Here is a 24245-nt window from a genome sequence, read left to right on the forward strand (position 1 = left end):
TCATGACAAAACAGACACTGAGCCTTTGGCTCGGTGGGGTGATGCTCGGCTTTTTATGCTCTGCCGTTCAGGCAGAGTCATGGACGCTCACGCAAACCCTCACCGTGGCACAACGTTATTCGGCTGAGCTTTCCGCCAGTCGCAATGAAGCGCAAGCCCTGGACGCAATGGCGGATTCCGCCACTCAGCTTCCCGATCCCAAACTGAAATTCGGCATCGAAAACGTGCCGGTGCAGGGGAGCAATGACCAGCGCTTCACCCGCGAAGGAATGACCATGCAGCGAATTGGCATTATGCAAAGCTATGTCAGCGCGGAAAAGCGTGAACGAAAATCCCAGACGCTACAGGCGCAGGCGCGCGGAGTGGTGGCAAAGTCCGGGACCATTCGCGCTGTGCTTCAGCGTGATACGGCGCAGGCCTGGATGGATTTGGCACTTTCGCAGCAGGCGTTGAAAATCGCCAAAAAACTCGTTGATGAAACCGAACGTCAGCAGGGCGTGCAAAAGGCCAGCGTGGGCGCAGGCAGCGCAACGCCGGATAGCGTGCTTTCGATGCAGATGACCCTCAGTGCCATGCGCGACAAAGTGACCATTGCCACAAGAGATGTTCAGCTCGCGCAAAGCCGATTGTTGCAGCTTACCGGGCAATCGATCGCTGATGTAAAAGGGCCATTGCCGCGCTACCAACGCTTACCCGCAGATGAAAAGACTCTGCAAGACGCCATTGATCGCCATCCCGAGGTAGAAGCTGCTCAGCGCGAATCGGAAACGGCAAAAGCACGTTCCGCGCAGTCGGCCATAGCCGCCCTTCCCGATGTCGAGGTTGAAGTGTTTTATTCCCATCGCGCCGAAGGGTATGACGACATGGCCGGGGTGATGTTCACCGTCGATCTGCCGTTGTTCCAGTCGCGCAGGCAGGATAAGGATTACGCTGCCGATCTGTCGCGCTCAATGCAGGCCGTGGATCAGTTGACGCTCGTTCAACGTGAACACGTTGCTCAGGTGCAGTCGCTGGTGGCGCAGTATCAGGCTTCGCAGGTGCTTTGGCAGCGTCAGCGTGAAGATATTTTGCCGCTACAGCGTAAGCGGCTGGACGTGTTGACCGCCCAGTATCGTTCCGGGCAATCGGATCTCCCGACGCTGCTGGAGGCGCGTCGCGGTGTGCTTGATACGGAACTGGCGGCGAGCCAGGCCGAACGTGAAATGGCGCGTAACTGGGCGGCAATCCAGTGGCTTATCCCACAGGAGATCGCACAATGAAAACGAAAAGCTTAACCGTGGTGGCGCTGGCGGTACTGATGGCCGCAGGTGGTGGATACTCCCTTGGACTGCGTAAAACACACGTCATGCCCGATGCTGCAAAACCCGCAGAGCGCCGGGTGCTCTATTGGTACGATCCGATGATGCCGGGACAGCGTTTTGATAAACCGGGAAAATCGCCGTTTATGGATATGGATCTGGTACCACGTTATGCCGATGAAGAAAAAGCGGCGGCGGGCGTGGGGATAAACGCCCAACAGCAGCAAAATCTTGGCATGAAAACGGCCAACGTGCAGAAGCGTCAGCTCACGTTACCGTTCTCGGCGTTTGCAACGGTTTCAACCGATGAGCGCAGTATTACTACACTTCCTGCTCCGGCTACCGGCGTTATCTCAACACTTTATGTTCGTGCTCCGTTACAGCAGATTAAAGCCGGTGAGCCGCTGGCGGAAATGTGGATACCGCAATGGACCACCGCACAGCAAGAGTATCTTGCGGTGCGTCAGCTTGGCGACGGGATGTTAACTCGCGCGGCCCGAGAAAGACTGGCGCTACAGTTTATGCCGGAAGAGACGATCCGCGCGCTGGAGCGCAGCGGGAAGCCACAAACCCGAATGACGCTGCGCGCCGATCGCGCGGGGTATATCGCTAAACTGGACGTGCGCGAGGGGGCGCAGGTGGCGGCGACCGCGCCATTATTTGAAATCGCGTCTCTCGATCCGGTTTGGCTGGTGGTCGATTACCCACAAACGCAGGCGCAATCGCTGGCGGTGGGCAGCGAAACGATCGCCACGTCGGAAAGCTGGCCGGGGATCCGTTTTCGCGGAAAAGTTAGCGAAATTTTGCCGCAGATGGATACCGCTACCCGTACGCTCAGGGCGCGGATCGTGCTTGAAAATCCGCAACACAAACTTAAACCGGGCATGTTCCTTAACGTGACGCGTGAGCAACCCACACAGATGACGTCGGTGCTGGCGGTTCCCGAGGAGGCGGTCATTAATAGCGGGGAGTCACAACGGCTCCTGTTGGCCACGGGCGATGGCTATTTCCAACCGGTTAACATCACGACGGGGATGACCTCCGAGGGGTGGACCGAAATCACTTCTGGCGTACAGGAAGGCGATAGCGTTGTCACCTCCGGGCAATTCCTGATCGATTCTGAAGCCAGCCTTCGCAGCGCGCTGCCGGAGGTGACGAAATGATCGCTGCTATTATTCGCGCGTCTTTACGTAACCGTCTGCTGGTTATCCTCGTTGCTGTAGTGATGGCGGGCTGGGGCGTGTGGGCCGTACAGCGCGCGCCACTGGATGCGTTGCCTGATTTATCGGACGTGCAGGTTATCGTCAAGGCAAGCTATCCAGGCAAAGCGCCGCAAGTGATTGAAGACCAGGTGACCTGGCCGCTCACGACGTCGATGCTCTCTGTTCCCGGCGCAAAAACCGTGCGCGGATTTTCGATGTTCGGGGATGCCTACGTGTACGTGCTGTTTGAAGATGGGACGGATCTCTACTGGGCGCGATCCCGGGTACTGGAGTATTTAAACCAGGTTCAGTCGCAGTTACCTGCCGGGGTGAAAGTCTCTCTTGGGCCAGACGCAACGGGCGTGGGCTGGATCTATGAATACGCGCTTATCGATCGCAGCGGTAAACATAGTCTGGCCGATTTGCGGGCGCTTCAGGACTGGACCTTAAAGTTTGAACTGAAAACGGTGCCAAATGTTGCAGAGGTCGCGAGCATTGGCGGCATGGTGCGTCAGTACCAGATTGTGGCCTCCCCGGAGAAAATGCGCGCCCTGAATATTACTCATGGGCAGATGGTGAGTGCGATTCAGGCGGCAAATAAAGAGAGCGGCGGCGCGCTGCTGGAGATGGGGGAAGCGGAATATATGGTGCGCACGACCGGTTATCTGCGCACGCTGGAGGATTTCCGCAATGTCGTTATCACCACGCGTGACGGCGTGCCACTCCTGCTAAAGGATGTGGCGACGATTGGTTTCGGACCGGAGATTCGTCGGGGTGTAGCAGAGCTTAACGGCGAGGGAGAGGTTGCCGGTGGCGTGGTGGTGATGCGCTACGGGCAAAATGCGCTGGAAACGCTTCACGCCGTGAAAGACAAACTTCAGGCGTTGCAAAAAACGCTGCCGGAAGGGGTAGAAATTGTCCCGGTGTATGACCGCTCAACGCTTATCGAGGATTCCGTCAAAACGCTTACCCACAAGCTGCTGGAAGAGTTTGCCGTAGTGGTACTGGTTTGCGTGTTATTTCTTTTTCATCTGCGTTCCGCGCTGGTGGCAATTATCTCTTTGCCACTGGGTATTCTGGGCGCGTTTGTGATCATGCACTATCAGGGCATCAACGCCAATATTATGTCGCTGGGCGGGATCGCGATTGCCATTGGGGCGATGGTGGATGCCGCCATCGTGATGATTGAGAACATGCACAAAGTGCTGGAGCAGTGGCGTCACGATAATCCTGAAAAAGAACCGCTCTCTTCAGATTACTGGCGTCTGGCGGAACGTGCGGCGGTGGAAGTCGGGCCTGCGTTGTTTTGCAGCCTGCTGATCGTGACGCTGTCGTTTATTCCTGTGTTCTCGCTCGAAGCGCAGGAAGGGCGGATGTTCTCCCCGCTGGCGTTCACCAAGACCTGGTCAATGGCGGTGGCGGCAGGGCTTGGGATTACGCTGGTGCCGGTGCTGATGGGCTACTTTATTCGTGGCAACATTCCTGATGAAAAAGCCAATCCGATCAACCGTGCTTTGATTCGCTGGTATGAACCGCTGCTGGATAAAGTGTTGGCCTTCCCGAAAACCACGCTGGCGCTGGCGGTGGTACTGCTGCTGGTGACGATTTGGCCGTTGAGCAGACTAGGCAGCGAGTTTATGCCGCCGCTGGATGAGGGCGATTTACTGTATATGCCCTCTACGTTGCCGGGGATTTCGGCTCGTGAAGCGAGTCGATTACTGCAACAAACCGATCGGCTGATCAAAAGCGTACCGGAGGTTGAAAGCGTTTTCGGCAAGGCCGGGCGAGCCGAGACGGCGACCGATCCTGCGCCGCTCACCATGCTGGAAACGACGATACACTTTAAGCCTCGCGACCAGTGGCGGCCAGGCATGACGCCCGAAAAGCTGGTCGATGAACTGGATAAAACCGTTTCGGTGCCGGGCATTGCTAACGTTTGGGTGCCGCCGATTCGCAATCGTCTGGATATGCTGGCAACGGGTATTAAAAGCCCGGTTGGTATTAAAGTGAACGGCAATAATATTGCCGATATCGAAAGGGTTGCCGCTCAGATTGAGCAGATAGTGAAGAAGGTCCCGGGCGTGACCTCCGCGCTGGCGGAACGTCTGGCGGGAGGGCGTTATGTGGACATCCGTATCGATCGGCAAAAGGCGGCGAGATACGGCGTCTCGGTTGATGAATTGCAGGGGATGGTCTCCACGCTTATCGGCGGTGACAATGTGGGGGAAGTGCTTCAGGGACGCGAACGCTATCCCATCAATTTGCGCTATCCCCGCGATCTGCGCGATAACGTTGACAAGCTTCGCGTACTGCCCGTTATCACCGCAAACGGCAGCCAAATTGCGCTGGGAGAGCTGGCAGATATCAGCGTAACGGAAGGTCCGCCGATGCTGAAAAGTGAAAATGCGCGACTTTCAAACTGGATTTACGTCGACTTGCGCGGGCGGGATTTAAAGTCTGCGGTGGATGAGATGCAGCAACGTGTTGCGCAACACGTGACGTTACCGCAGGGCGTTTCGCTGGCCTGGTCGGGACAATTTGAATATCTCGAACGCGCAACGGCGAAATTAAAATTAGTGCTCCCCGTAACGTTAATGATTATCTTTCTTCTGCTTTGGCTGACGTTCAAACGTGTCTCTGATGTCTTATTAATTATGGGGACATTGCCCTTCGCGCTTATTGGCGGCGTGTGGTTGCTGTGGTTACTGGGATATAACCTTTCAGTGGCCGGAGCGGTGGGATTTATCGCGTTAGCGGGGGTGGCCGCAGAGTTCGGCGTTATTATGGTGCTGTATCTCAACCAGGCGCTTGATAAATATCGCAGACTTGAACCCGACGGTGGGAGCCAGATGGTGCAGCGCGCTATCCATGAGGGAGCAGTGCTGCGCGTTCGTCCAAAGGTGATGACAGTTGCGACGATAATGGCAGGTTTGCTGCCGATTATGTGGGGTGGCGGCAGCGGCTCTGAGGTGATGCAACGTATTGCTGCACCAATGATTGGTGGAATGGTTACGGCACCCATACTCTCGATGTTGGTTATTCCTGCGTTGTATAAATTGTTGCATAAACGTTAATTGATGTTGGCGCCTCATCTATTTTGAGGCGCTTCAATTTTATCAGTAAGAATATTCCCAATCCTGATGGTCAGAATTAGGATTAAAACCGATGTCGTTAAGCATTCATTCAAATAAAATATGATAAGGTGGCGGCGAATACAAAAAATGGTAATTGAATAGTGAATGTAATAAATAAAACCTTTCTCATTTTGATGTTTATTTTTGGACAGCTAACGCTTTCCTCATCTGCGATAGCGGATGATAACACTGCGCCTAAAGGCTGGTTCTCGACCTTCACTGATAACGTTGCGCAAACCTGGAATGAACCGGAGCATTACGATCTCTACATTCCAGCGATCACCTGGCATGCGCGTTTTGCCTATGACAAAGAGAAAACAGATCGCTATAACGAGCGTCCTTGGGGGGTGGGTTTCGGTCAGTCACGCTGGGATGATAAAGGCAACTGGCACGGGCTGTATCTGATGGCGTTTAAAGACTCCTACAACAAATGGGAGCCGATTGGCGGCTATGGTTGGGAGAAAACCTGGCGACCGTTGGCCGACGACAACTTCCATATGGGGCTTGGTTATACCGCTGGATTCACCGCGCGTGATAACTGGAAATATATCCCAGTTCCTGTGTTATTACCGCTCGCCTCGATTGGGTATGGTCCAGCGACATTCCAGATGACCTATATCCCCGGCACCTATAATAACGGCAACGTTTACTTCGCCTGGATGCGGTTTCAGTTTTAACTAAAATAGGGTGTCAAACTGGCGAAAAAGCATACTCATTTGGGGTAATAAAGAACAAAAAGCCAGGCAATAAAATTAACGCGACTTTTGTCACTTTTTATCAAATATCCACTGGACAAAACCGCCGACAATTGTTGTACTGATACCCGACACAGCATTTGTGTCCATTTTTCATGCAAAGGTAATTTTGATGTCTAAGATTAAAGGTAACGTTAAGTGGTTTAATGAGTCCAAAGGATTCGGTTTCATTACTCCGGAAGATGGCAGCAAAGATGTGTTCGTACACTTCTCTGCAATCCAGACTAATGGTTTCAAAACCCTGGCTGAAGGCCAGCGCGTTGAGTTCGAAATCACTAACGGTGCCAAAGGCCCTTCTGCTGCTAACGTAACTGCTCTGTAATTCAGACGCGTCAGCAATAGTTTCAAAACCCGCTCATTGAGCGGGTTTTTTTGTTTTAAAATCAGCTAAACAGATACACTTTTAAAAAGCTGGCGACGATGAGTACGCTCAGCAACACCATACCCGCGCTCATCAAATTCTGCTTCATGTCATCACCCTCATCCAATATTGCGACAAGAGTGACAGAGATAAATTAAGGCAACATTAACGCATCGGCGATTAATGCGTGTTTGTGGCTGAAAATAACCAAAATGCGAGCGCGGTCATCGCAAACGATCCCAGCATATTGACGGCGATGTTTGTCAACGCCCAGCCCATGCGTCCTTCCTGAAACAGAAAAACCACTTCGGCAGAGAAGGTGGAAAACGTCGTTAAGCCGCCACAGAAACCGGTGGTGATTAATAACTTCCACATCGGATCGATGTGGGTCATGCGATTGAACCAGGCAAGACCCATCCCGATGATAAATGCACCGATGACGTTAGCGGCAAGCGTGCCCATCGGTATTGCTTGATGCAGCGGATTGAACCGCATGCTGAGGAACCACCGAGCAACGCTACCCGTACCCCCACCAATAAAAACGGCTAAAAGGAGTTGTAACATTGTCATTTCCTGCTATTTGATGTGAGAGGGTAATGAGTGTATCGCTAATTGAACCAGGGGGAAAATATGTATGTTGCGGTAGGCCAGTTCGCGGTAACGCCTGACTGGGAGGCGAATGCGCAGCAATGCATTTCATTAATGGGGCAAGCGGCAAGTAAAGGGGCATCGTTGCTGGTGCTTCCGGAGGCTCTTTTGGCGCGAGATGACAATGACCCCGATCTCTCGGTGAAATCAGCTCAGCCGTTGAACGGCGGTTTCCTGCAATGTCTACTGGAAGAAAGCGCTCGTAACAGGCTGACCACTATTTTTACTATCCACGTGCCTTCTACGCAGGGGAGGGCGGTGAACACGCTTGTAGTGCTACGTGAAGGCGCGATTGTTGAGACTTACGCCAAGCTGCATCTCTATGACGCGTTTAGTATTCAGGAATCAAGGCTGGTTGATCCCGGCACTCAAATTCCCCCCTTGATTGACGTCGACGGTATCAAACTGGGGCTGATGACCTGCTACGATTTACGTTTCCCCGAGATGGCGCTTAGCCTCGCGCTGGCGGGTGCAGAGGTGCTGGTATTGCCCGCGGCGTGGGTCAGAGGGGCGTTGAAAGAGCACCATTGGGCAACGTTGCTCACGGCGCGAGCGCTGGATACGACCTGCTATGTGGTAGCCGCAGGTGAATGTGGAAATAAGAACATTGGCCAGAGTCGGATTATCGATCCCCTGGGCGTGACCGTTGCCGCTGCGGCTGAAGTGCCGGCGCTGGTGATGGCTGAGATCGATCCTGGCAGAATTGCACTTGCGCGCGGCCAATTACCGGTGCTGCGCAATCGGCGATTTGCGCCACCGCAATTATTATGACGTTTTTTTCAACAGTGCTTGATTCACCTTGTTACAGATTGCTATTGTGTGCGCGCGTCGAATGACCGTTAATAACATCAGGTCTTTTGGCGCTGTTTGCAGCCTGTTTTAAGTTAAGAAGGTATCTATGGGTGAGATTAGTATTACCAAACTGCTGGTGGTTGCGGCTCTGGTCATTCTGCTGTTTGGTACCAAGAAGTTACGTACGCTGGGCGGAGACCTGGGTACGGCCATTAAAGGTTTCAAAAAAGCCATGAATGACGATGACGCCACTGCAAAGAAAACGGCAGAGGGCGAAGTCACGGCTGAGAAGCTCTCGCATAAAGAGTAATGGCAACATCTTTCCTAATCAGCGGAAAGAAAAAAACCGGCTAAAAGCCGGTTTTTTTATGAGTGAAATGTAATGAAATATTACTTCACTTCTTCGCCTTTCGCCTGCATATCGGCGTGGTAAGAAGAGCGGACGAATGGGCCGCAGGCTGCATGGGTAAAGCCCATTGCCATCGCTTCAGCTTTCATCTCATCAAACTCATCAGGGCTGACATAGCGCTGAACCGGCAAGTGGTGGCGGCTAGGCTGCAGATACTGACCGAGGGTCAACATCGTCACTCCATGACGGCGTAAATCGCGCATGACTTCGACGATTTCAGCATTGGTTTCACCCAGACCCACCATCAGACCTGATTTGGTTGGAATGTGAGGATGCGCTTCTTTAAAGCGTTCGAGCAGCTTCAGGGACCAGTTGTAATCGGCACCTGGGCGAACCTGACGGTAAACACGCGGCACGTTTTCCAGGTTATGGTTAAACACGTCTGGAGGCGTGGCGGTCAGGATTTCCAGGGCTCGATCCATACGGCCACGGAAGTCAGGCACCAGCGTTTCAATCTTAATCGTTGGGCTTTTCTCGCGGATGGCGCTAATACAATCAGCGAAGTGCTGAGCACCGCCATCTCGCAGGTCATCGCGGTCTACAGAGGTAATCACCACGTAGCGCAGCGCCATATCGGCAATGGTCTGAGCCAGCTTCAGTGGTTCATTAGCGTCTGGAGTAACCGGGCGGCCATGCGCAACATCGCAGAACGGGCAGCGACGGGTGCAAATTGCGCCCAGGATCATGAACGTTGCCGTACCGTGGTTAAAACATTCCGCAAGGTTAGGGCAAGAGGCTTCTTCACACACAGAGTGGAGGCCATTCTTACGCATCGCCGCTTTGATACCCTGGATGCGAGAAGAGTCTGCCGGAAGTTTGATTTTCATCCATTCCGGTTTTCTTAACAGCGCTTCGCGCTCCGTAACCACGTTTTTAACCGGGATAAGGGCCATTTTATCGGCGTCACGGTATTTAACACCGCGTTCCATCACAATGGGTTTACTCATAGCGTGCGTGTTCCAGTTGCGAAATTCGAGGGAAAACGTTTCAATTCAAGGGAATGTTGTATTTATCAACTATTTTTGAATGAATGACAGGCAGTATACCATTGATACGGACGATAAAGCAGCCTGTGAGGTCGCCAAATTGTAAAATAGTTGTTGTTTTGTGCCCTTTGCCCCAGACAAAGCAGGGGCTTAGGCTGAACGGTCGTCTCAGAATGCCCGACGTATGATGTCGATGACATTTTCCAGAACCGGATCGCGCAGGCTCAGTTTGTTGTAATGAAGAGATATCTCAATGGTTTCGCTATTGAGGGGAGCAAATGGAATCTGCTCAAGTGGCCAGCATTGGCGCAGGAGGGTAAAGAGACGCATTGGCATGATGCCCAACAGATCGCTACTGCCAATCAGTGCCGCAATAGTAAACATATTGTAACTACTAAAGCTGGTTTGACGATCCGGGAAAAGCTCATTGATCCGCTGGCGAAGGTGGGTCAGGTTGTGCGCTTCATTCATAAACAACGCATGCTGATACTCGTGCAAATTTTCCACGGTGGCAGGCTGGCTTAATGCCGGGTGGTTTTTTCGGCATACCAATACCAGACCATCAGCATAAAGGACGTTGTGGCCTAACGAGCGTGCGCTAAACGCATTGCTGTCGACAATCAGGTCCGTTTGAAACTGCGCAAGCTGCATTTCCGTATCGGTTATCTGAATATTACGCAGCACCAGCTGTGGCGCTTCACTTTTCACAGCCTGATAAATGAGCGGCAAGACCATTGCGCCTATCGAAGGCGACGTTCCGATGGTAATGGTTCGCTGCTTATCGTAGCTGCCCGTCAGATCCAACGCGCCGAGAATCGACTCAAGACCTTGACTGATATACTCATGCAAATGCGTTGCGTAGGCGGTAGGCGTGACGCCTTGACCTTTACGAATAAAAAGCGGATCGGGAAATATCGCGCGCAATTTCTGAATTGACTGACTTATTGCTGAGGGCGTGAGATTAAGAATTTTCGCAGCATTAACGATACCCTTATGGACATATACTGCCTCAAAGATGGTCAATAAATTGAGGTCAATATTACGTAAAGTCCGAAAAACTTGCGGTTTGTCTTGACCGCCGGGTTCATTCAGTCGTTTAGCCGGTAAATTATTATAATCCACGCTGTCACTCCGTATTCATTCACAATATGAATGATAGTTGAATTTATATATTATGCTTGTAGCGAATAGTAAACGGTTTCGTTTTAGTTAAATTGTTCAAAAAAATCAAACTGTTGTGTGTTTTTTGATCAAAAGATGACCCGTTCGCCAGATGAAATTCATGTGGTGTATAAAACGTGGCGTAATTAATCGAAATCGCTCAAGCGCTTCGAAAATATAGAAGATGTGGATTATTGTAAAGCGTAAAAGCGGTAAATACGTGAAGGTCCATCAAATAAATGGACCAGTATGTATTATATATTAAGCAGGGATATATTCGTGAGGTGGATTGTTTAGCAGTGCTAAAAGCTTGCTCACCAGGGAAGGGCGAATAATATCGGGAGTCGCTGTCTCAACCCAGCGTCGCATCTGGGTCATCTCCATGCCAGCGTACCCACAGGGGTTGATGCGCAGGAAAGGGGATAAATCCATATTAACGTTCAGCGCCAGCCCATGGAATGAGCATCCCCGGCGGATGCGTAAGCCCAGCGAACAAATCTTCATTTCCCCCACATAGACGCCAGGGGCATCGGCTCGCGGGTGGGCTTCGATACCAAAGTCTGCCAGCGTATCGACCACGGTTTGTTCCAGCAATGTGACCAATTCCCGAACGCCTAGCTTCCTGCGCTTGAGATTGAGCAGAACGTACATGACTTGTTGCCCAGGCCCGTGGTAAGTCACCTGCCCACCACGATCGCTCTGGATCACCGGAATATCACCGGGGACCAGCACATGCTCTGCTTTACCGGCTTGTCCTTGAGTGAAAATGGGCAAGTGTTCTACAAGCCAGATTTCATCTGGTGTGTCGTCATCGCGGGAATCAGTGAAATCGTGCATAGCCTGAGAGACAGGCTCATAGGGTTGTAACCCGAGATCGCGGACAAGAATTTTATCCTGATACAAAACAAGAACTCCGGGGAAGTGGGTTACCCGGCAAAGCGGGTAACCAAAGGGGATTACAGCACCATACGGACGATGTCGATATTGCCGAGCTCTTCGTACAGCGTTTCTACCTGCTCAATGTGCGTTGCCGTAATGGTAATCGACACGGAATGATAGTTGCCCTTGCTGCTCGGTTTTACCGTAGGGGAGTAATCGCCCGGTGCATGGCGCTGTACCACTTCAACCACCTGGTCAACCAGCTCCGGCAACGCCTGACCCATTACTTTGTAAGTAAATGGAGTAGGGAATTCAAGCAGTTCGTTAAGTTTGGTTTTCATGTCAGCTCCGCAGTACTTCAAAAAATAATAACTCCCACGTCGGTGGGAGTTATCTGGATACACAGTATATGGGGATGGAAATCACACTTTCAAGTGTTCAATTATTAACCAAACCAGTGATGGAACATCAATTTAATGTAATCAATGATTTTGCCGAAGAAATTACCTTCAGGGATTTCGTCCAGGACCACCAGCGGGCGCTGATCAATAGTTTTACCGTCGAGCTGGAAGTTGATGGTGCCGACTACCTGGTTCTTCTGCAGCGGCGCATGCAGTTCACTGGTGTTCAGCACATAGCTTGCTTTCAGATCTTTCATACGGCCACGCGGGATGGTCAGATAGAGATCTTTATCAACGCCCAGTGAGGCACGATCGTTGTCGCCAAACCATACTGGCTCAGAAGCAAATTCTTTCCCTGCCTTCAGTGGGTTCACGGTTTCGAAGAAACGGAAACCCCAGGTCAGCAGTTTTTTACTTTCGGTTTCACGACCTTTAAACGTGCGACCGCCCATCACCGCGGAGATCAAACGCATCTGGCCTTCAGTTGCGGATGCAACAAGGTTATAGCCTGCTTTATCCGTATGGCCGGTTTTGATGCCGTCAACGTTCAGGCTGTTATCCCACAGCAAGCCGTTACGGTTGGTCTGGCGAATACCGTTAAAGGTGAATTCTTTTTCTTTATAGATGGTGTATTCGTTTGGCACGTCACGAATCAGGGCCTGACCAATGAGCGCCATATCGCGTGCGGAACTGTACTGACCGTCAGCATCCAGGCCATGTACGGTCTGGAAGTGGCTGTTTTTCAGACCCAAAGCGGAGACATAGCTGTTCATCAGGCCAACGAAGGCATCCTGGCTTCCGGCAGCGAAATCAGCCATCGCCACGCAGGCATCGTTACCCGATTGCAGGTTAATCCCGCGGATCAGTTGGGAAACAGGAACTTGCATGCCTGGTTTCAGGAACATCAAAGAAGAACCTTTGAACACCGGATTCCCAGTAGCCCAGGCATCGTTACCAATTGTCACCAGGTCGGTTTCTTTGAACTTACCCGCTTTCATGGCCTGACCGATAACGTAACTGGTCATCATTTTGGTCAGACTCGCCGGATCGCGCCGGGTGTCAGCGTTTTGTTCTGCCAGCACTTTGCCTGAGTTGTAGTCGATCAGAATATAAGATTCAGCGTCGATCTGCGGAACGCCAGGGATCATGGTCTTGATATTCAGGTCATCGGCGTGAGCTGCGGAAAGCGCAGCTGCGCAAAGGGCCGTGGTCAGCGCCACGCGCTGTACGAAACGAGCGGAGAAAGTGGTCTTCATGGTCAGAACAACGACATCCGTGATGGAATTAAAAAAAGTGCCTTACTATAGCAAAAGCTATACAGGCAGGCATCCGACTTTCAGCATGAGTTTGTGAATGTAAGTTACACAAGCTGACAATTCGGATACCGCCGATTAATTACTTTGCAACAGCGATGAACGATTGTAACTGCGCTTCGCTTTGCAGGCGCTGTTGCAAGGATGCAGCCTGCGGTTTGCTGGCAAACGGACCCATCTGGATACGCCATACCGCGCCATTTTGCTCAACGCGGCCCGGCACACCAAACTGCTGGCTCAAACGTTGTTGATACTGCTGCGCGCGCGCTTGATCGCTCACGGCACCCACCTGTACCACAAAACTACCGCTGGCGGCTGGCGTAGCCGCAACCGTCCCTTGGGATGACGCAGGGGCCGTCACGGGAGCACTTTGAGTGACTGGGGGAGTCACGACAGGAGCGGGCGTCGGTTCACTTCCTTCCAGTACGCCTGATGCCAGCGTCGTTGGGGCACCGAGGAAACCGCTGCTATTGACCGGCGCGCCAGTGCTATCTTCACTTTTCAGAGTATCGTTGCTGATGGCTCGGACATCGCCCTGAGGCTGCATTGCTTCAGGCGTTGAGGACGCGCCTCCCATTCCACCACTGAGATCCGGGCGAGAAGGGAGTGCATACGTTTGCTTAGCGACGGTGGTACAAACTGTACCCGGGCCAGAAAGCGTGCCGTCCTGCGCCACAATGATCGGATCGATACGCACTTTAGTATTGTTCGAGGTATTAAGGCGGTCCGCTGCGGCACGAGAAAGCGAGATCACGCGATCGTTACCATATGGGCCACGATCGTTAATACGCACGACGATCATGCGACCGTTCGCCATGTTAGTCACGCGCGCATAGCTTGGAACAGGAAGAGTAGGGTGCGCTGCGGTAATTTGTGCAGGATCAAACGCTTCACCTGAGGCAGTTAAATTGCTGCCCGGTTCGGCGTCGTAGATGGCGGCGAAACCGGCCTGGCTGAAGCGGGACGTATCCTGAACGATTTTATAACTCTTGCCGTCGCGCTGATAATCCTGATTCGCGGTGGCGTTCAGCGGTTCGAAAACCGGGTCCGCACCGCTGATTTCAACAATCGGGCCGTTACAGACCGCAGGCTGCGGTGGCGCAATGGTCGCCTGTTGTTGACCATCATCACTTGTACAAGCCGCAAGTAAACTTGCCGCGATGCAGATACCCAGCCACTGCTTACGCATTGCGATCCCCTTATTTTTATACGCTTTTGGACAACATTTTTCTGTGGGTATGGATAGACATCACTATACCAAACCCGGCCATCAACACGATCAGCGCCGAGCCCCCGTAACTCACCAGCGGTAGCGGCACACCAACAACCGGCAGAATCCCACTCACCATACCAATATTTACGAAGACATAAACGAATAAAATCAGCATCAAACCGCCAGCCATGACGCGGCCAAAGGTAGTTTGAGCGTGCGCGGCAATCCAGAGTCCACGCATAATGAGCAGCAGGTAAAGCGCCAGCAGTATGAGAATGCCAACTAACCCCAACTCTTCTGCCAGTACGGCAAAGATAAAGTCGGTATGACGTTCTGGCAGGAATTCGAGCTGAGACTGTGTTCCATGTAGCCAGCCTTTGCCGCGTAACCCACCGGAACCAATAGCAATTTTAGACTGAATAATATGGTAGCCAGCACCCAGCGGGTCAGTTTCTGGATCGAGCAGCATCATGACACGTTGACGTTGATAGTCGTGCATCAGGAAGAACCACAGTATTGGGATGAAGGCGGCCACCAGTACCACCGCTATGCCAATTAATCGCCAGCTTAAGCCAGATAAGAAAAGCACAAACAGGCCTGACAGCGCCACAAGGATGGAGGTGCCAAGATCGGGCTGTGCCGCGACCAGAAGGGTCGGAAGGAAGATCAGCACCAGCGCAATAGCGGTATTTTTTAACGATGGAGGACAGACGTCACGGTTGATAAAGCGCGCAACCATCAACGGCACAGCAATTTTTGCGATTTCCGATGGCTGGAAACGAACAATACCCAGATCAAGCCAGCGCTGCGCCCCTTTCGAAATCGCCCCGAAGGCATCGACTGCGATGAGCAGGATGATACAGACAAAGTAAAGATATGGTGCCCAGCCTTCGTAAACGCGAGGGGGGATTTGCGCCATCACGACCATGATAACCAGGCCCATCGCGATCTGCCCGATTTTGCGCTCCATCATGCCGATGTCCTGACCACTGGCGCTCCAGATAACCAGGGCGCTGTAGGTCAGCAATGCCAGCAGGATGAGCAGCATGGCTGGGTCGATGTGGATTTTGTCCCACAGCGATTTCTTATTCGGATTATCCGTCACGATTATTGGTCCTCTGTCGCCGAGGCGGCTGGGGTTTCAGCTGGCAATTCGGTGTTGTTATCACCCAGCATGATGTGGTCGAGTATCTGGCGCATGATGGTACCCACTGCCGGGCCTGCACCGCCGTTTTCCAGAATGATCGCCACCGCAACCTGCGGGTTATCATATGGCGCAAACGCGGTCATCAGCTTATGGTCACGCAGACGTTCAGCAATTTTATGCGCGTTATAGGTTTCGTTCGCTTTCAGGCCAAATACCTGCGCGGTACCCGATTTCGCCGCCACCTTATACGGTGCGCCTGCAAAATATTTATGTGCTGTTCCGTTCGGGCGGTTCGCTACGCCGTACATTCCGTCTTTAGCAATTTCCCAGAATCCAGAATGAATATTGCCAACGGGAGGTTCATGTGGCTGTGACCACGGCACCTTTTTACCGTCTTCAACGGTGCTCATCAGCAGGTGCGGCACTTTCACCACGCCATCGTTAATGAGGATCATCATGGCTTTATTCATCTGAATCGGGGTTGCTGTCCAGTAACCCTGGCCGATACCAACGGGAATGGTGTCACCTTGATACCACGGCTTTTTAAAGCGTTTGAGCTTCCACTCGCGCGTCGGCATGTTTCCGGACCGTTCTTCTGACAGATCGATGCCCGTATAGTGACCGTAGCCAAACTTGCTCATCCACTCGGAAAGACGGTCAATCCCCAAATCATAGGCCACCTGATAGAAGAAGGTGTCCGCTGATTCTTCGAGGGATTTCGTAATGTTCAGGTGACCGTGTCCCCATTTCTTCCAGTCGCGGTAACGTTTGTCTGAGCCCGGGAGCTGCCACCAACCTGGGTCAAACAGGCTGGTGTTACGGGTGATTACGCCCGCGCTAAGTGCCGATACCGCAACATACGGTTTAACGGTAGAGGCTGGTGGATAAACCCCCTGCGTGGCGCGGTTAACCAGCGGCGTATTGGGGTCGTTAAGCAGGCCGGAATAATCTTTGCTGGAAATGCCGTCCACAAACAGGTTGGGATCGTAGCTTGGCATTGACACCAGCGCCAGAATCCCACCGCTGCGCGGATCGGTGACAACAATTGCGGAGCGACTGCCGGTAAGCAGCGTTTCGATATACTGCTGAAGCTTTAAATCTAGCGTCAAATAAACGTCGTGACCGGCCTGAGGAGGAACCTCTTTCAACTGACGGATAACGCGGCCACGGTTGTTAACTTCAACCTCTTCATAGCCCGTTTGTCCATGCAGGACGTCTTCGTAATAGCGTTCAATGCCCAGCTTGCCGATATCGTGGGTGGCGGCGTAGTTGGCCAGCTTACCCTCTTTATCGAGGCGATCGACGTCTTTATCGTTGATTTTGGAGACGTAGCCAATCACATGCGTTAGCGCAGAACCGTAAGGGTAATAGCGGCGCTTATAGCCTTTGACTTCGACGCCGGGGAAGCGGTACTGGTTTACCGCAAAACGGGCAACCTGGACTTCCGTCAGGTTCGTCTTCACCGGAATTGAGGTAAATCGGTGCGAACGCGCACGCTCTTTTTTGAAGGCGGCGATATCGTCATCGTTGAGATCGACAACGCCTTTTAAGGCATCCAACGTATCCTGAACGTTATCGACTTTCTCCGGCATCATCTCGATTTGGTAGATGGTGCGGTTTAACGCCAGCGGTGTGCCGTTACGATCGTAGATAATGCCGCGACTAGGCGCGATAGGAACCAGCTTGATGCGGTTTTCGTTAGAACGCGTTTGGTAGTCGGTAAAGCGGACAATTTGCAGATTGTAGAGGTTGGCGATCAGCACGCCAGTCAGCAGCAAAATCCCGGTAAAGGCGACCAGCGCCCGGCGCACAAACAGCGCGGACTCAGCCGTATAGTCGCGAAAAGAATTCTGTAGTTTCATCCGCTGCTTAATCTACCCTGGTCAATCATTACTCGCGGTGATAAGGGTGGTTGGTAGTGATACTCCACGCACGATACAGGCTTTCCGCTACCAGAACCCGAACAAGCGGGTGGGGAAGCGTGAGCGCGGAGAGAGACCAACTTTGTTCTGCTGCCGCTTTACACGCTGAAGATAGCCCTTCAGGCCCACCAATCAGCAGGCTAACGTCGCGGCCATCTTGCTTCCAGCGCTCGAGTTCGTGCGCTAGCTGCGGCGTATCCCAGGGTTTGCCTGGAATATCGAGGGTAACGATGCGGTTCTTGCCGGCAGCAGCCAGCATCATCTCACCCTCTTTATCGAGAATACGTTTGATATCCGCGTTTTTACCGCGCTTTCCAGCCGGGATTTCTACCAGCTCGAACGGCATGTCTTTGGGAAAACGACGCAGATATTCAGTAAAGCCCGTTTGTACCCAGTCTGGCATTTTCGTGCCGACGGCTACCAATTGCAACTTCACGCATTAACCCCAGAGTTTTTCCAGCTCATACAGGCGACGGCTCTCATCCTGCAAAACATGGACAATCACATCGCCGAGGTCAACCACGACCCAGTCAGCAATAGCTTCGCCTTCCACACCCAGTGGCATGAGACCCGCAGCGCGCGATTCCTGAACAACGTGGTCAGCAATAGAGGCAACGTGGCGAGAAGAAGTACCGGTGCAGATAATCATGCAGTCGGTGATACTGGATCGACCGTGAACGTCGATAGCGATAATGTCCTGGCCTTTCAGGTCATCAATTTTGTCGATAACAAAATCCTGGAGTTCTTTACCCTGCAAGTTTTTTCCCCTGGTGAGTGAAGTTGAGCAACTGTTAATTTGTAGCCAGACAGTATACCTGAACTGACGGCTGTGTCGGGACAAATGTCACCGGACGGGCTTTGAAGGCGGGTATCATCCCATCCTCTGCCTGACAATGCATCGCCATTTTTGTAAAACAATTTCTGTAAAGCAATCATTGGCGGGAAAGTCAGGTTGCGGAGGATATCAGCATAGAGGGGGCTGTCAATGGCATGAGGGCGAATAACGCGATTTTTCGCGCTTACCCTGATGCATCTGCGCTTTTCTGATACAACCCCTGCTGATGAATATAAGACAGTACGGACAAGGGGAGTAAATCGTCGCAGGAAAGGTCTTGCTGCAAACGTTCGCGTATAAGGGTCGCAGAAATATCAAACCACGGTGTCTCGGCCAGATAAATCTTGCCCGCAGGCAAGTTATGCAACTCTTCCACGTTATGGGTCAGGTGTGCATCCAGCCAGGCCTGATGCTGCTCTTCCTTCATCGTTAGCGGATAGCCCGGACGACGACAGACGATCAAATGACTGTTTTCCAGAATGGTGTCGTACTGATGCCAGGAAGGGAAGTTCAGCAGTGAATCCTGACCGATAATGAAACCTAACGGGCGGGTTGGTCCTTGTTCAGCGCGCCATTCCTTCAGGGTCTCTGAGGTATAAGACGGGGTATCGCGACGCAGTTCTCGTTCATCAAGTTTGAACAGCGGCTTATCCGCGATCGCCAGTTCCAGCATGTGCTTACGCTGGGCACTGCTAGCCTCTGGCTGTGGACGATGCGGAGGGACGTTGTTTGGCATGATGATCACGCGCTGCAATCCAATCAAATTCGCCAGTATTTCTACCGGTTTCAAATGACCGTAGTGAACGGGATCGAAGGTCCCTCCAAACAGCGCCTGTAGAGAATTCATATCAACCATCAATAAAAACGTCGGCCAGTGCCTTAAGACACAGCAGAAGAGAAAGGCTTTCTAGCTCAGCCCAAATCGACTGACCGTAATCCTGCTTCAGCGTCAACTCGGCGCGCGTCAGCAACTGTACCGCCTGGCGAAGCTGCTCATGGCTTAGTCGGTTGACCGCTTCGGTCGTCATCGCGCGGCGATTTTGCCAGACTCGGTGTTTATCAAACAGTGCGCGCAGAGGGGTATTAGCCGACTGTCGTTTCAGGGTATTGAGCAACAGCAGTTCACGCTGCAGGGTACGCAGTAAAATAACCGGCTCGCTGCCCTCCAGGCGCAACTGCTGCAAAATATGCAGAGCGCGTTTTCCCTTTGCTGCCAGCAGTGCGTCAACCCAGTGAAAGGGGGTAAAGTGCGCGGCGTCATTTACCGCTTGCTCAACGCGCGGGAGCGTTAATTTACCGTCCGGCCACAGCAACGACAACCGATCCAGCGCTTGCGCCAGTGCCAGCAGGTTGCCCTCATAGCAATAGCAAAGCAGCTGATTTGCCGCATCATCCAACTGCAAATTATTGAGTTTTGCACGAGCGGAAACCCATTTTGGCAGGTGAATCTGTTCAGGTGTCTGGCATGCAACCTGCACCGAATGCGCAGAAAGCTGGGTAAACCAGGCTGCGTTTTCTTGCGCTTTAGTGAGTTTATTACCACGAACGATCAGCAATAAATCGTCGTGCAGCAGACCGACCAGCGTAGCGAGTTGCTCGTTGATGGCTGCGTTGGGGCCGTTTTCAGGTAGCTGAATCAAAATGGTTTGACGGGAAGCAAACAGACTCATCGACTGGCAAAGCGAAAAGAGCGTCTGCCAGTCGGTGCTGTTATCAATATGGAAGGCGTGGTGTTCATCAAAACCTTGAGATGCGGCGACCTGACGCACGGCATCCTGGCTTTCCTGAAGCAAAAGCGGATCGTTTCCAAGTAATAAATACGCCGCGCGCAGCCCTTCACTGAGCTGCGCGCGGAGTTGTTCAGGATACAACCGAAGCATTAGTTACCCAGCGTCGTGGAGACGCGCGGTGCGGTTTCAGCCTGAACGGGCTGTTCCGCTGCCGCTTCTTTTGAAGCAGCCTGAATGCTTGGCAGTTTGCGGATCAACTGTTCCGCAGCCTTATCGTACATTTCGTTGATGATAATGCTCTGCTCGGCATCTTTCGCCAGTGCAGTTTGCGGGTTATCAAAGAACGAACGATAAACTTTGGTGCTGATCGGGTAAATATCTTTTCCCGGAATCAACACGGCAGCGCTTACCGACATAACCATCTGATATTCCGCAGTACGACCATCCTGGAAGATGGACGCGGTGTCTTTGCTCAACGTTGAACTGATGACACGCAACGACGGAACATCCTGGCGCAGTGAACCTTTCTCGATAAGTTCAACGCCATTAAGACGAAGCTGGTTTCGAATAGCGCGGCTCAGCGGGCCGTTCGGATCTCCAGAATCGAAGATCATTGTTTTCATCTGGGCAGGCACTGCCGTAGTGTTACGCAGATGCCAGCCACAACCCGCGGTGACAAGCACCGTCAGAGATAAGAGTAATGTTGCCAGTAGTCGCACGTTTCCTCCCGCGCTTAGCCAACGACCAGATTCAGCAGTTTACCGGGTACGTAGATCACTTTACGCACGGTAACGCCCTCAAGGTATTTCGCGACCAGATGTTCCTGGCCTGCGCGTTCACGGACTTGTTCTTCAGTGGCATCAACCGCAACGGTAATCTTTCCGCGCACTTTGCCGTTCACCTGAACGACAACAAGCGTGGTGTTTTCAACCATTGCAGATTCATCAGCAACTGGCCATGGCGCATTGTCGATATCGCCTTCGCCTTTCAGTTCCTGCCACAGCGTAAAGCTTGCGTGCGGAGTGAACGGGTTCAGCATACGAACAACCGCCATCAGTGCTTCACGCATTAAGGCACGATCCTGCTCGCCTTCCTGCGGCGCTCTCGCCAGCTTGTTCATCAGTTCCATAATAGCCGCAATTGCGGTATTGAAGGTCTGACGACGACCAATATCATCGGTAACTTTTGCGATAGTTTTATGAACATCGCGGCGCAGCGCCTGTTGGCCTTCGCTCAGTGCGTCAACGTTCAGTGCTGGAGCCTCGCCATGTGAGGTGTGCTCGTAAACCAGTTTCCAGACGCGTTTCAGGAAGCGGTTCGCCCCTTCAACGCCAGATTCTTGCCATTCCAGCGTCATATCCGCAGGAGACGCAAACATCATGAACAGACGAACGGTATCCGCGCCGTAACGTTCAACCATCACCTGCGGGTCGATGCCGTTATTTTTGGACTTGGACATTTTGCTCATGCCGGTATAGACCAGCTCATGACCCGCCGCGTCTTTCGCTTTCACGATGCGGCCTTTCTCGTCACGCTCAACGATAGCCTCTACCGGAGAAACCCAGTTACGTTCGCCGTTTACGCCCACGTAGTAGAAGGCATCAGCCAGAACCATACCCTGACACAGCAGCTGTTTCGCTGGCTCATCAGAATTAACCAGGCCCGCATCGCGCATCAGCTTATGGAAGAAGCGGAAGTAGAGCAGGTGCATGATGGCATGTTCAATACCACCAATGTAGATATCTACCGGCAGCCAGTAGTTGGCGGCTTTGGAATCCAGCATGCCTTCCTGATATTGCGGGCAGGTGTAACGCGCGTAGTACCATGACGATTCCATGAAGGTATCGAAGGTGTCAGTTTCGCGCAGTGCAGGCAGACCGTTAACCGTCGTTTTTGCCCACTCAGGATCGGCTTTGATCGGGCTACTGATACCATCCATCACCACATCTTCCGGCAGAATAACCGGCAGTTGATCGTCTGGAGTGGGCATTACGGTACCGTCTTCCAGCGTCACCATCGGAATCGGTGCGCCCCAGTAACGCTGACGGGATACGCCCCAGTCGCGCAGACGGTAGTTGACTTTACGTTCGCCAACGCCCAGAGACGCCAGCTTGTCAGCGATAGCGTTGAAGCCTGCTTCGAAGCTCAAACCGCTAAATTCGCCAGAGTTGAACAGGGTGCCTTTTTCAGTCAGCGCCTGCTCGGACAGATCCGGTTCGGAACCATCAGCGGCCAGAATAACCGGTTTGATCTTCAAACCGTACTTGGTCGCAAATTCGTAATCACGCTGATCGTGGCCAGGAACCGCCATTACTGCACCAGTGCCATATTCCATCAGCACGAAGTTCGCAGCCCAAACAGGAACGGCTTCACCCGTCAGAGGATGGATGGCGTTAAAGCCAGTGGCTACGCCTTTTTTCTCCATCGTCGCCATGTCGGCTTCAGCCATCTTGGTATTGCGGCACTCGTCGATGAACGCTGCCAGCTCAGGGTTGTTTGCCCCAGCCTGCTGCGCCAGCGGGTGACCCGCCGCCACGGCCAGGTAAGTCGCGCCCATAAAAGTGTCTGGACGGGTGGTGTAAACGGTCAGCTTCTGGTCGTTGTTTTCAACGTCGAAGGTGATTTCTACGCCTTCAGAACGACCGATCCAGTTGCGCTGCATGGTTTTAACGGTATCGGGCCAGTGGTCCAGATTATCCAGGTCGCGCAGCAGTTCGTCAGCGTAAGCCGTGATTTTAATAAACCACTGCGGGATCTCTTTACGTTCTACTTTGGTATCGCAACGCCAGCAGCAGCCGTCGATAACCTGTTCGTTAGCGAGAACGGTCTGATCGTTCGGACACCAGTTCACTGAGGAGGTTTTCTTATACACCAGGCCTTTTTTGTACAGCTCGGTGAAGAACTTTTGCTCCCAGCGATAGTATTCGGGGGTGCAAGTCGCCAGCTCGCGGCTCCAGTCATAACCGAAGCCCAGCATTTTAAGCTGGTTTTTCATGTACGCGATGTTGTCGTAGGTCCACGGAGCAGGAGCCGTGTTGTTTTTCACCGCCGCGCCTTCAGCAGGCAGGCCGAACGCATCCCAGCCAATCGGCTGCAAAACGTTTTTCCCCAGCATGCGCTGGTAGCGGGCAATCACATCACCGATGGTGTAGTTACGCACGTGGCCCATGTGTAGTCGACCAGAAGGATAGGGAAGCATCGACAGGCAGTAATACTTCTCTTTGCTCTCGTCTTCGGTTACTTCAAAGGTACGCTTCTCGTCCCAGTGTTGCTGGACTTTTGATTCTATCTCTTCCGGGCGGTATTGCTCTTGCATGGCAGCCAGTGGTCCTGTTCTCAATACAGCTACAAACGTAGCCAATGGATGTGGTATCTCAGATCCGCCTAGCATAGCCCAAACGTCGGCCTCAAAACAGCCTTTACCAAAAAAGCCCCTTTCAGGAATTTACGCAGAGTGTGGATGGCCTGACACAGCGGTGGTGAAATAAGGTCTATTATTAGAGACAGTTACTTACCCGGGAGGCAAAATGATGAACAAGGTTGCTCAATTTTACCGCGAACTGGTTACAACACTGACGGAACGCCTGCGTAATGGCGAACGTGATATTGATGCACTCGTCGAGCAGGCGCGCGCACGAGTGGTACAAACGGGTGAGTTAACGCGCACCGAAGTCGAAGAGGTCACGCGTGCCGTACGGCGCGATCTTGAGGAATTTGCGCGCAGCTATGAAGAGAGCCAGAATGAGGTCACCGACAGTGTGTTTATGCGGGTGATTAAAGAAAGTCTTTGGCAGGAACTGGCAGACATCACCGATAAAACCCAGCTGGAGTGGCGTGAGGTCTTTCAGGATCTGAATCACCATGGCGTTTACCACAGCGGTGAGGTGGTGGGGTTAGGCAATCTGGTGTGCGAAAACTGCCACTTCCACCTGGCGGTTTATACACCAGACGTTTTGCCGCGTTGCCCGAAATGCGGACACGATCAGTTCCAGAGAAGACCGTTTGAACCCTAAGAAAAAGCATTCTCTCCCGACAGGGAGAGAATGAATATTTGTGCCC

Annotated in this window: 23 protein-coding genes; 8 read left to right on the forward strand and 15 right to left on the reverse strand. The window is 52.6% G+C overall.

What is annotated here, in order from left to right; genetic code table 11:
* Positions 1-2: 2 nt before the first annotated feature.
* From AC6EMZ_RS01840 to cspE, 5 genes are all read left to right on the forward strand, one after another.
* Entirely contained in the window at positions 3-1259 is a 1257-nt protein-coding gene (locus tag AC6EMZ_RS01840; protein WP_498400710.1) for a TolC family protein, read from the forward strand.
* Positions 1256-2461 carry an efflux RND transporter periplasmic adaptor subunit gene (locus AC6EMZ_RS01845; RefSeq protein WP_498400711.1) on the forward strand — a complete coding sequence of 402 codons (1206 nt, stop codon included), beginning with the start codon at positions 1256-1258 and terminating at the stop codon, positions 2459-2461. Before AC6EMZ_RS01840 ends, AC6EMZ_RS01845 begins: the two co-directional genes overlap by 4 nt.
* A complete protein-coding gene (locus AC6EMZ_RS01850) occupies positions 2458-5574 on the forward strand; it encodes an efflux RND transporter permease subunit (protein WP_498400713.1) in 3117 nt (1038 codons plus the stop codon). Before AC6EMZ_RS01845 ends, AC6EMZ_RS01850 begins: the two co-directional genes overlap by 4 nt.
* A gap of 194 nt (positions 5575-5768) precedes the next feature.
* Positions 5769-6311, forward strand: coding sequence for a lipid IV(A) palmitoyltransferase PagP (gene pagP / locus AC6EMZ_RS01855; protein WP_498401454.1), 543 nt, complete (start codon positions 5769-5771; stop codon positions 6309-6311).
* A gap of 190 nt (positions 6312-6501) precedes the next feature.
* The gene (gene cspE, locus AC6EMZ_RS01860) at positions 6502-6711 is read left to right on the forward strand and encodes a transcription antiterminator/RNA stability regulator CspE (protein WP_000034826.1); all 210 of its coding nucleotides are present in this window, start codon (positions 6502-6504) and stop codon (positions 6709-6711) included.
* A gap of 219 nt (positions 6712-6930) precedes the next feature.
* Here the strand turns inward: cspE and crcB are convergent, their stop codons facing one another.
* Complete coding sequence (gene crcB / locus AC6EMZ_RS01865) at positions 6931-7314, reverse strand: fluoride efflux transporter CrcB (protein WP_498400715.1); 384 nt, start codon at positions 7312-7314, stop codon at positions 6931-6933.
* A gap of 66 nt (positions 7315-7380) precedes the next feature.
* On the opposite strand from crcB, the gene AC6EMZ_RS01870 reads away from it, so the two are divergent.
* Complete coding sequence (locus AC6EMZ_RS01870) at positions 7381-8169, forward strand: deaminated glutathione amidase (protein ID WP_498400716.1); 789 nt, start codon at positions 7381-7383, stop codon at positions 8167-8169.
* A gap of 127 nt (positions 8170-8296) precedes the next feature.
* Positions 8297-8500, forward strand: a complete 204-nt coding sequence (gene tatE / locus AC6EMZ_RS01875; RefSeq protein ID WP_498400717.1) for a twin-arginine translocase subunit TatE — start codon at positions 8297-8299, stop codon at positions 8498-8500.
* 80 nt (positions 8501-8580) lie between these two features.
* On the opposite strand, the gene lipA is transcribed toward tatE, so the two are convergent.
* The 14 genes from lipA to leuS all read right to left on the reverse strand — a co-directional run bounded on the left by lipA (position 8581) and on the right by leuS (position 23502).
* Positions 8581-9546, reverse strand: a complete 966-nt coding sequence (gene lipA, locus AC6EMZ_RS01880) for a lipoyl synthase (RefSeq protein WP_498400718.1) — start codon at positions 9544-9546, stop codon at positions 8581-8583.
* A gap of 207 nt (positions 9547-9753) precedes the next feature.
* A complete protein-coding gene (locus tag AC6EMZ_RS01885; protein ID WP_498400719.1) occupies positions 9754-10707 on the reverse strand; it encodes a YbeF family transcriptional regulator in 954 nt (317 codons plus the stop codon).
* A gap of 300 nt (positions 10708-11007) precedes the next feature.
* Positions 11008-11649, reverse strand: a complete 642-nt coding sequence (lipB, locus tag AC6EMZ_RS01890; RefSeq protein ID WP_498400720.1) for a lipoyl(octanoyl) transferase LipB — start codon at positions 11647-11649, stop codon at positions 11008-11010.
* A gap of 53 nt (positions 11650-11702) precedes the next feature.
* Complete coding sequence (gene ybeD / locus AC6EMZ_RS01895; protein ID WP_003022706.1) at positions 11703-11966, reverse strand: DUF493 family protein YbeD; 264 nt, start codon at positions 11964-11966, stop codon at positions 11703-11705.
* Positions 11967-12070: 104 nt separating this feature from the next.
* Positions 12071-13282 (reverse strand): D-alanyl-D-alanine carboxypeptidase DacA, encoded by a 1212-nt coding sequence (dacA, locus tag AC6EMZ_RS01900; RefSeq protein ID WP_498400722.1) that lies wholly within the window; start codon positions 13280-13282, stop codon positions 12071-12073.
* Positions 13283-13421: 139 nt separating this feature from the next.
* Positions 13422-14528, reverse strand: coding sequence for an endolytic peptidoglycan transglycosylase RlpA (rlpA, locus tag AC6EMZ_RS01905; protein ID WP_498400723.1), 1107 nt, complete (start codon positions 14526-14528; stop codon positions 13422-13424).
* Positions 14529-14544: 16 nt separating this feature from the next.
* Positions 14545-15657 carry a peptidoglycan glycosyltransferase MrdB gene (gene mrdB, locus AC6EMZ_RS01910; RefSeq protein ID WP_498400724.1) on the reverse strand — a complete coding sequence of 371 codons (1113 nt, stop codon included), beginning with the start codon at positions 15655-15657 and terminating at the stop codon, positions 14545-14547.
* 2 nt (positions 15658-15659) lie between these two features.
* Positions 15660-17561 (reverse strand): peptidoglycan DD-transpeptidase MrdA, encoded by a 1902-nt coding sequence (mrdA, locus tag AC6EMZ_RS01915; RefSeq protein WP_498400726.1) that lies wholly within the window; start codon positions 17559-17561, stop codon positions 15660-15662.
* Between the two features lie 28 nt (positions 17562-17589).
* Complete coding sequence (rlmH, locus tag AC6EMZ_RS01920; protein ID WP_498400727.1) at positions 17590-18057, reverse strand: 23S rRNA (pseudouridine(1915)-N(3))-methyltransferase RlmH; 468 nt, start codon at positions 18055-18057, stop codon at positions 17590-17592.
* Positions 18058-18060: 3 nt separating this feature from the next.
* Entirely contained in the window at positions 18061-18378 is a 318-nt protein-coding gene (gene rsfS, locus AC6EMZ_RS01925; protein ID WP_498400728.1) for a ribosome silencing factor, read from the reverse strand.
* Positions 18379-18640: 262 nt separating this feature from the next.
* Positions 18641-19312 carry a nicotinate-nucleotide adenylyltransferase gene (gene nadD, locus AC6EMZ_RS01930; protein ID WP_498400729.1) on the reverse strand — a complete coding sequence of 224 codons (672 nt, stop codon included), beginning with the start codon at positions 19310-19312 and terminating at the stop codon, positions 18641-18643.
* Positions 19305-20336, reverse strand: coding sequence for a DNA polymerase III subunit delta (gene holA, locus AC6EMZ_RS01935; RefSeq protein WP_498400730.1), 1032 nt, complete (start codon positions 20334-20336; stop codon positions 19305-19307). Before holA ends, nadD begins: the two co-directional genes overlap by 8 nt.
* Positions 20336-20905, reverse strand: a complete 570-nt coding sequence (gene lptE / locus AC6EMZ_RS01940; RefSeq protein WP_498400731.1) for an LPS assembly lipoprotein LptE — start codon at positions 20903-20905, stop codon at positions 20336-20338. The genes holA and lptE overlap by 1 nt, the downstream gene beginning before the upstream one ends.
* A 14-nt stretch (positions 20906-20919) precedes the next feature.
* Positions 20920-23502 carry a leucine--tRNA ligase gene (leuS, locus tag AC6EMZ_RS01945; protein WP_498400732.1) on the reverse strand — a complete coding sequence of 861 codons (2583 nt, stop codon included), beginning with the start codon at positions 23500-23502 and terminating at the stop codon, positions 20920-20922.
* A gap of 214 nt (positions 23503-23716) precedes the next feature.
* Between leuS and AC6EMZ_RS01950 the strand changes: the two genes are divergently transcribed.
* A complete protein-coding gene (locus AC6EMZ_RS01950; RefSeq protein WP_498401455.1) occupies positions 23717-24199 on the forward strand; it encodes a zinc ribbon-containing protein in 483 nt (160 codons plus the stop codon).
* Positions 24200-24245: the final 46 nt, after the last annotated feature.

The sequence above is a fragment of the Enterobacter sp. SCRI0065 genome, assembly GCF_059766475.1.

Bases quoted from the DNA above. Each gene is read 5' to 3' on its own strand.
- AC6EMZ_RS01840 (WP_498400710.1), top strand. From the start codon at position 3: ATGACAAAACAGACACTGAGCCTTTGGCTCGGTGGGGTGATGCTCGGC.
- AC6EMZ_RS01845 (WP_498400711.1), top strand. From the start codon at position 1,256: ATGAAAACGAAAAGCTTAACCGTGGTGGCGCTGGCGGTACTGATGGCC.
- AC6EMZ_RS01850 (WP_498400713.1), top strand. From the start codon at position 2,458: ATGATCGCTGCTATTATTCGCGCGTCTTTACGTAACCGTCTGCTGGTT.
- pagP (WP_498401454.1), top strand. From the start codon at position 5,769: ATGTTTATTTTTGGACAGCTAACGCTTTCCTCATCTGCGATAGCGGAT.
- cspE (WP_000034826.1), top strand. From the start codon at position 6,502: ATGTCTAAGATTAAAGGTAACGTTAAGTGGTTTAATGAGTCCAAAGGA.
- crcB (WP_498400715.1), bottom strand. From the start codon at position 7,314: ATGTTACAACTCCTTTTAGCCGTTTTTATTGGTGGGGGTACGGGTAGC.
- AC6EMZ_RS01870 (WP_498400716.1), top strand. From the start codon at position 7,381: ATGTATGTTGCGGTAGGCCAGTTCGCGGTAACGCCTGACTGGGAGGCG.
- tatE (WP_498400717.1), top strand. From the start codon at position 8,297: ATGGGTGAGATTAGTATTACCAAACTGCTGGTGGTTGCGGCTCTGGTC.
- lipA (WP_498400718.1), bottom strand. From the start codon at position 9,546: ATGAGTAAACCCATTGTGATGGAACGCGGTGTTAAATACCGTGACGCC.
- ybeD (WP_003022706.1), bottom strand. From the start codon at position 11,966: ATGAAAACCAAACTTAACGAACTGCTTGAATTCCCTACTCCATTTACT.
- dacA (WP_498400722.1), bottom strand. From the start codon at position 13,282: ATGAAGACCACTTTCTCCGCTCGTTTCGTACAGCGCGTGGCGCTGACC.
- rlpA (WP_498400723.1), bottom strand. From the start codon at position 14,528: ATGCGTAAGCAGTGGCTGGGTATCTGCATCGCGGCAAGTTTACTTGCG.
- mrdA (WP_498400726.1), bottom strand. From the start codon at position 17,561: ATGAAACTACAGAATTCTTTTCGCGACTATACGGCTGAGTCCGCGCTG.
- nadD (WP_498400729.1), bottom strand. From the start codon at position 19,312: ATGGTTGATATGAATTCTCTACAGGCGCTGTTTGGAGGGACCTTCGAT.
- holA (WP_498400730.1), bottom strand. From the start codon at position 20,336: ATGCTTCGGTTGTATCCTGAACAACTCCGCGCGCAGCTCAGTGAAGGG.
- leuS (WP_498400732.1), bottom strand. From the start codon at position 23,502: ATGCAAGAGCAATACCGCCCGGAAGAGATAGAATCAAAAGTCCAGCAA.
- AC6EMZ_RS01950 (WP_498401455.1), top strand. From the start codon at position 23,717: ATGAACAAGGTTGCTCAATTTTACCGCGAACTGGTTACAACACTGACG.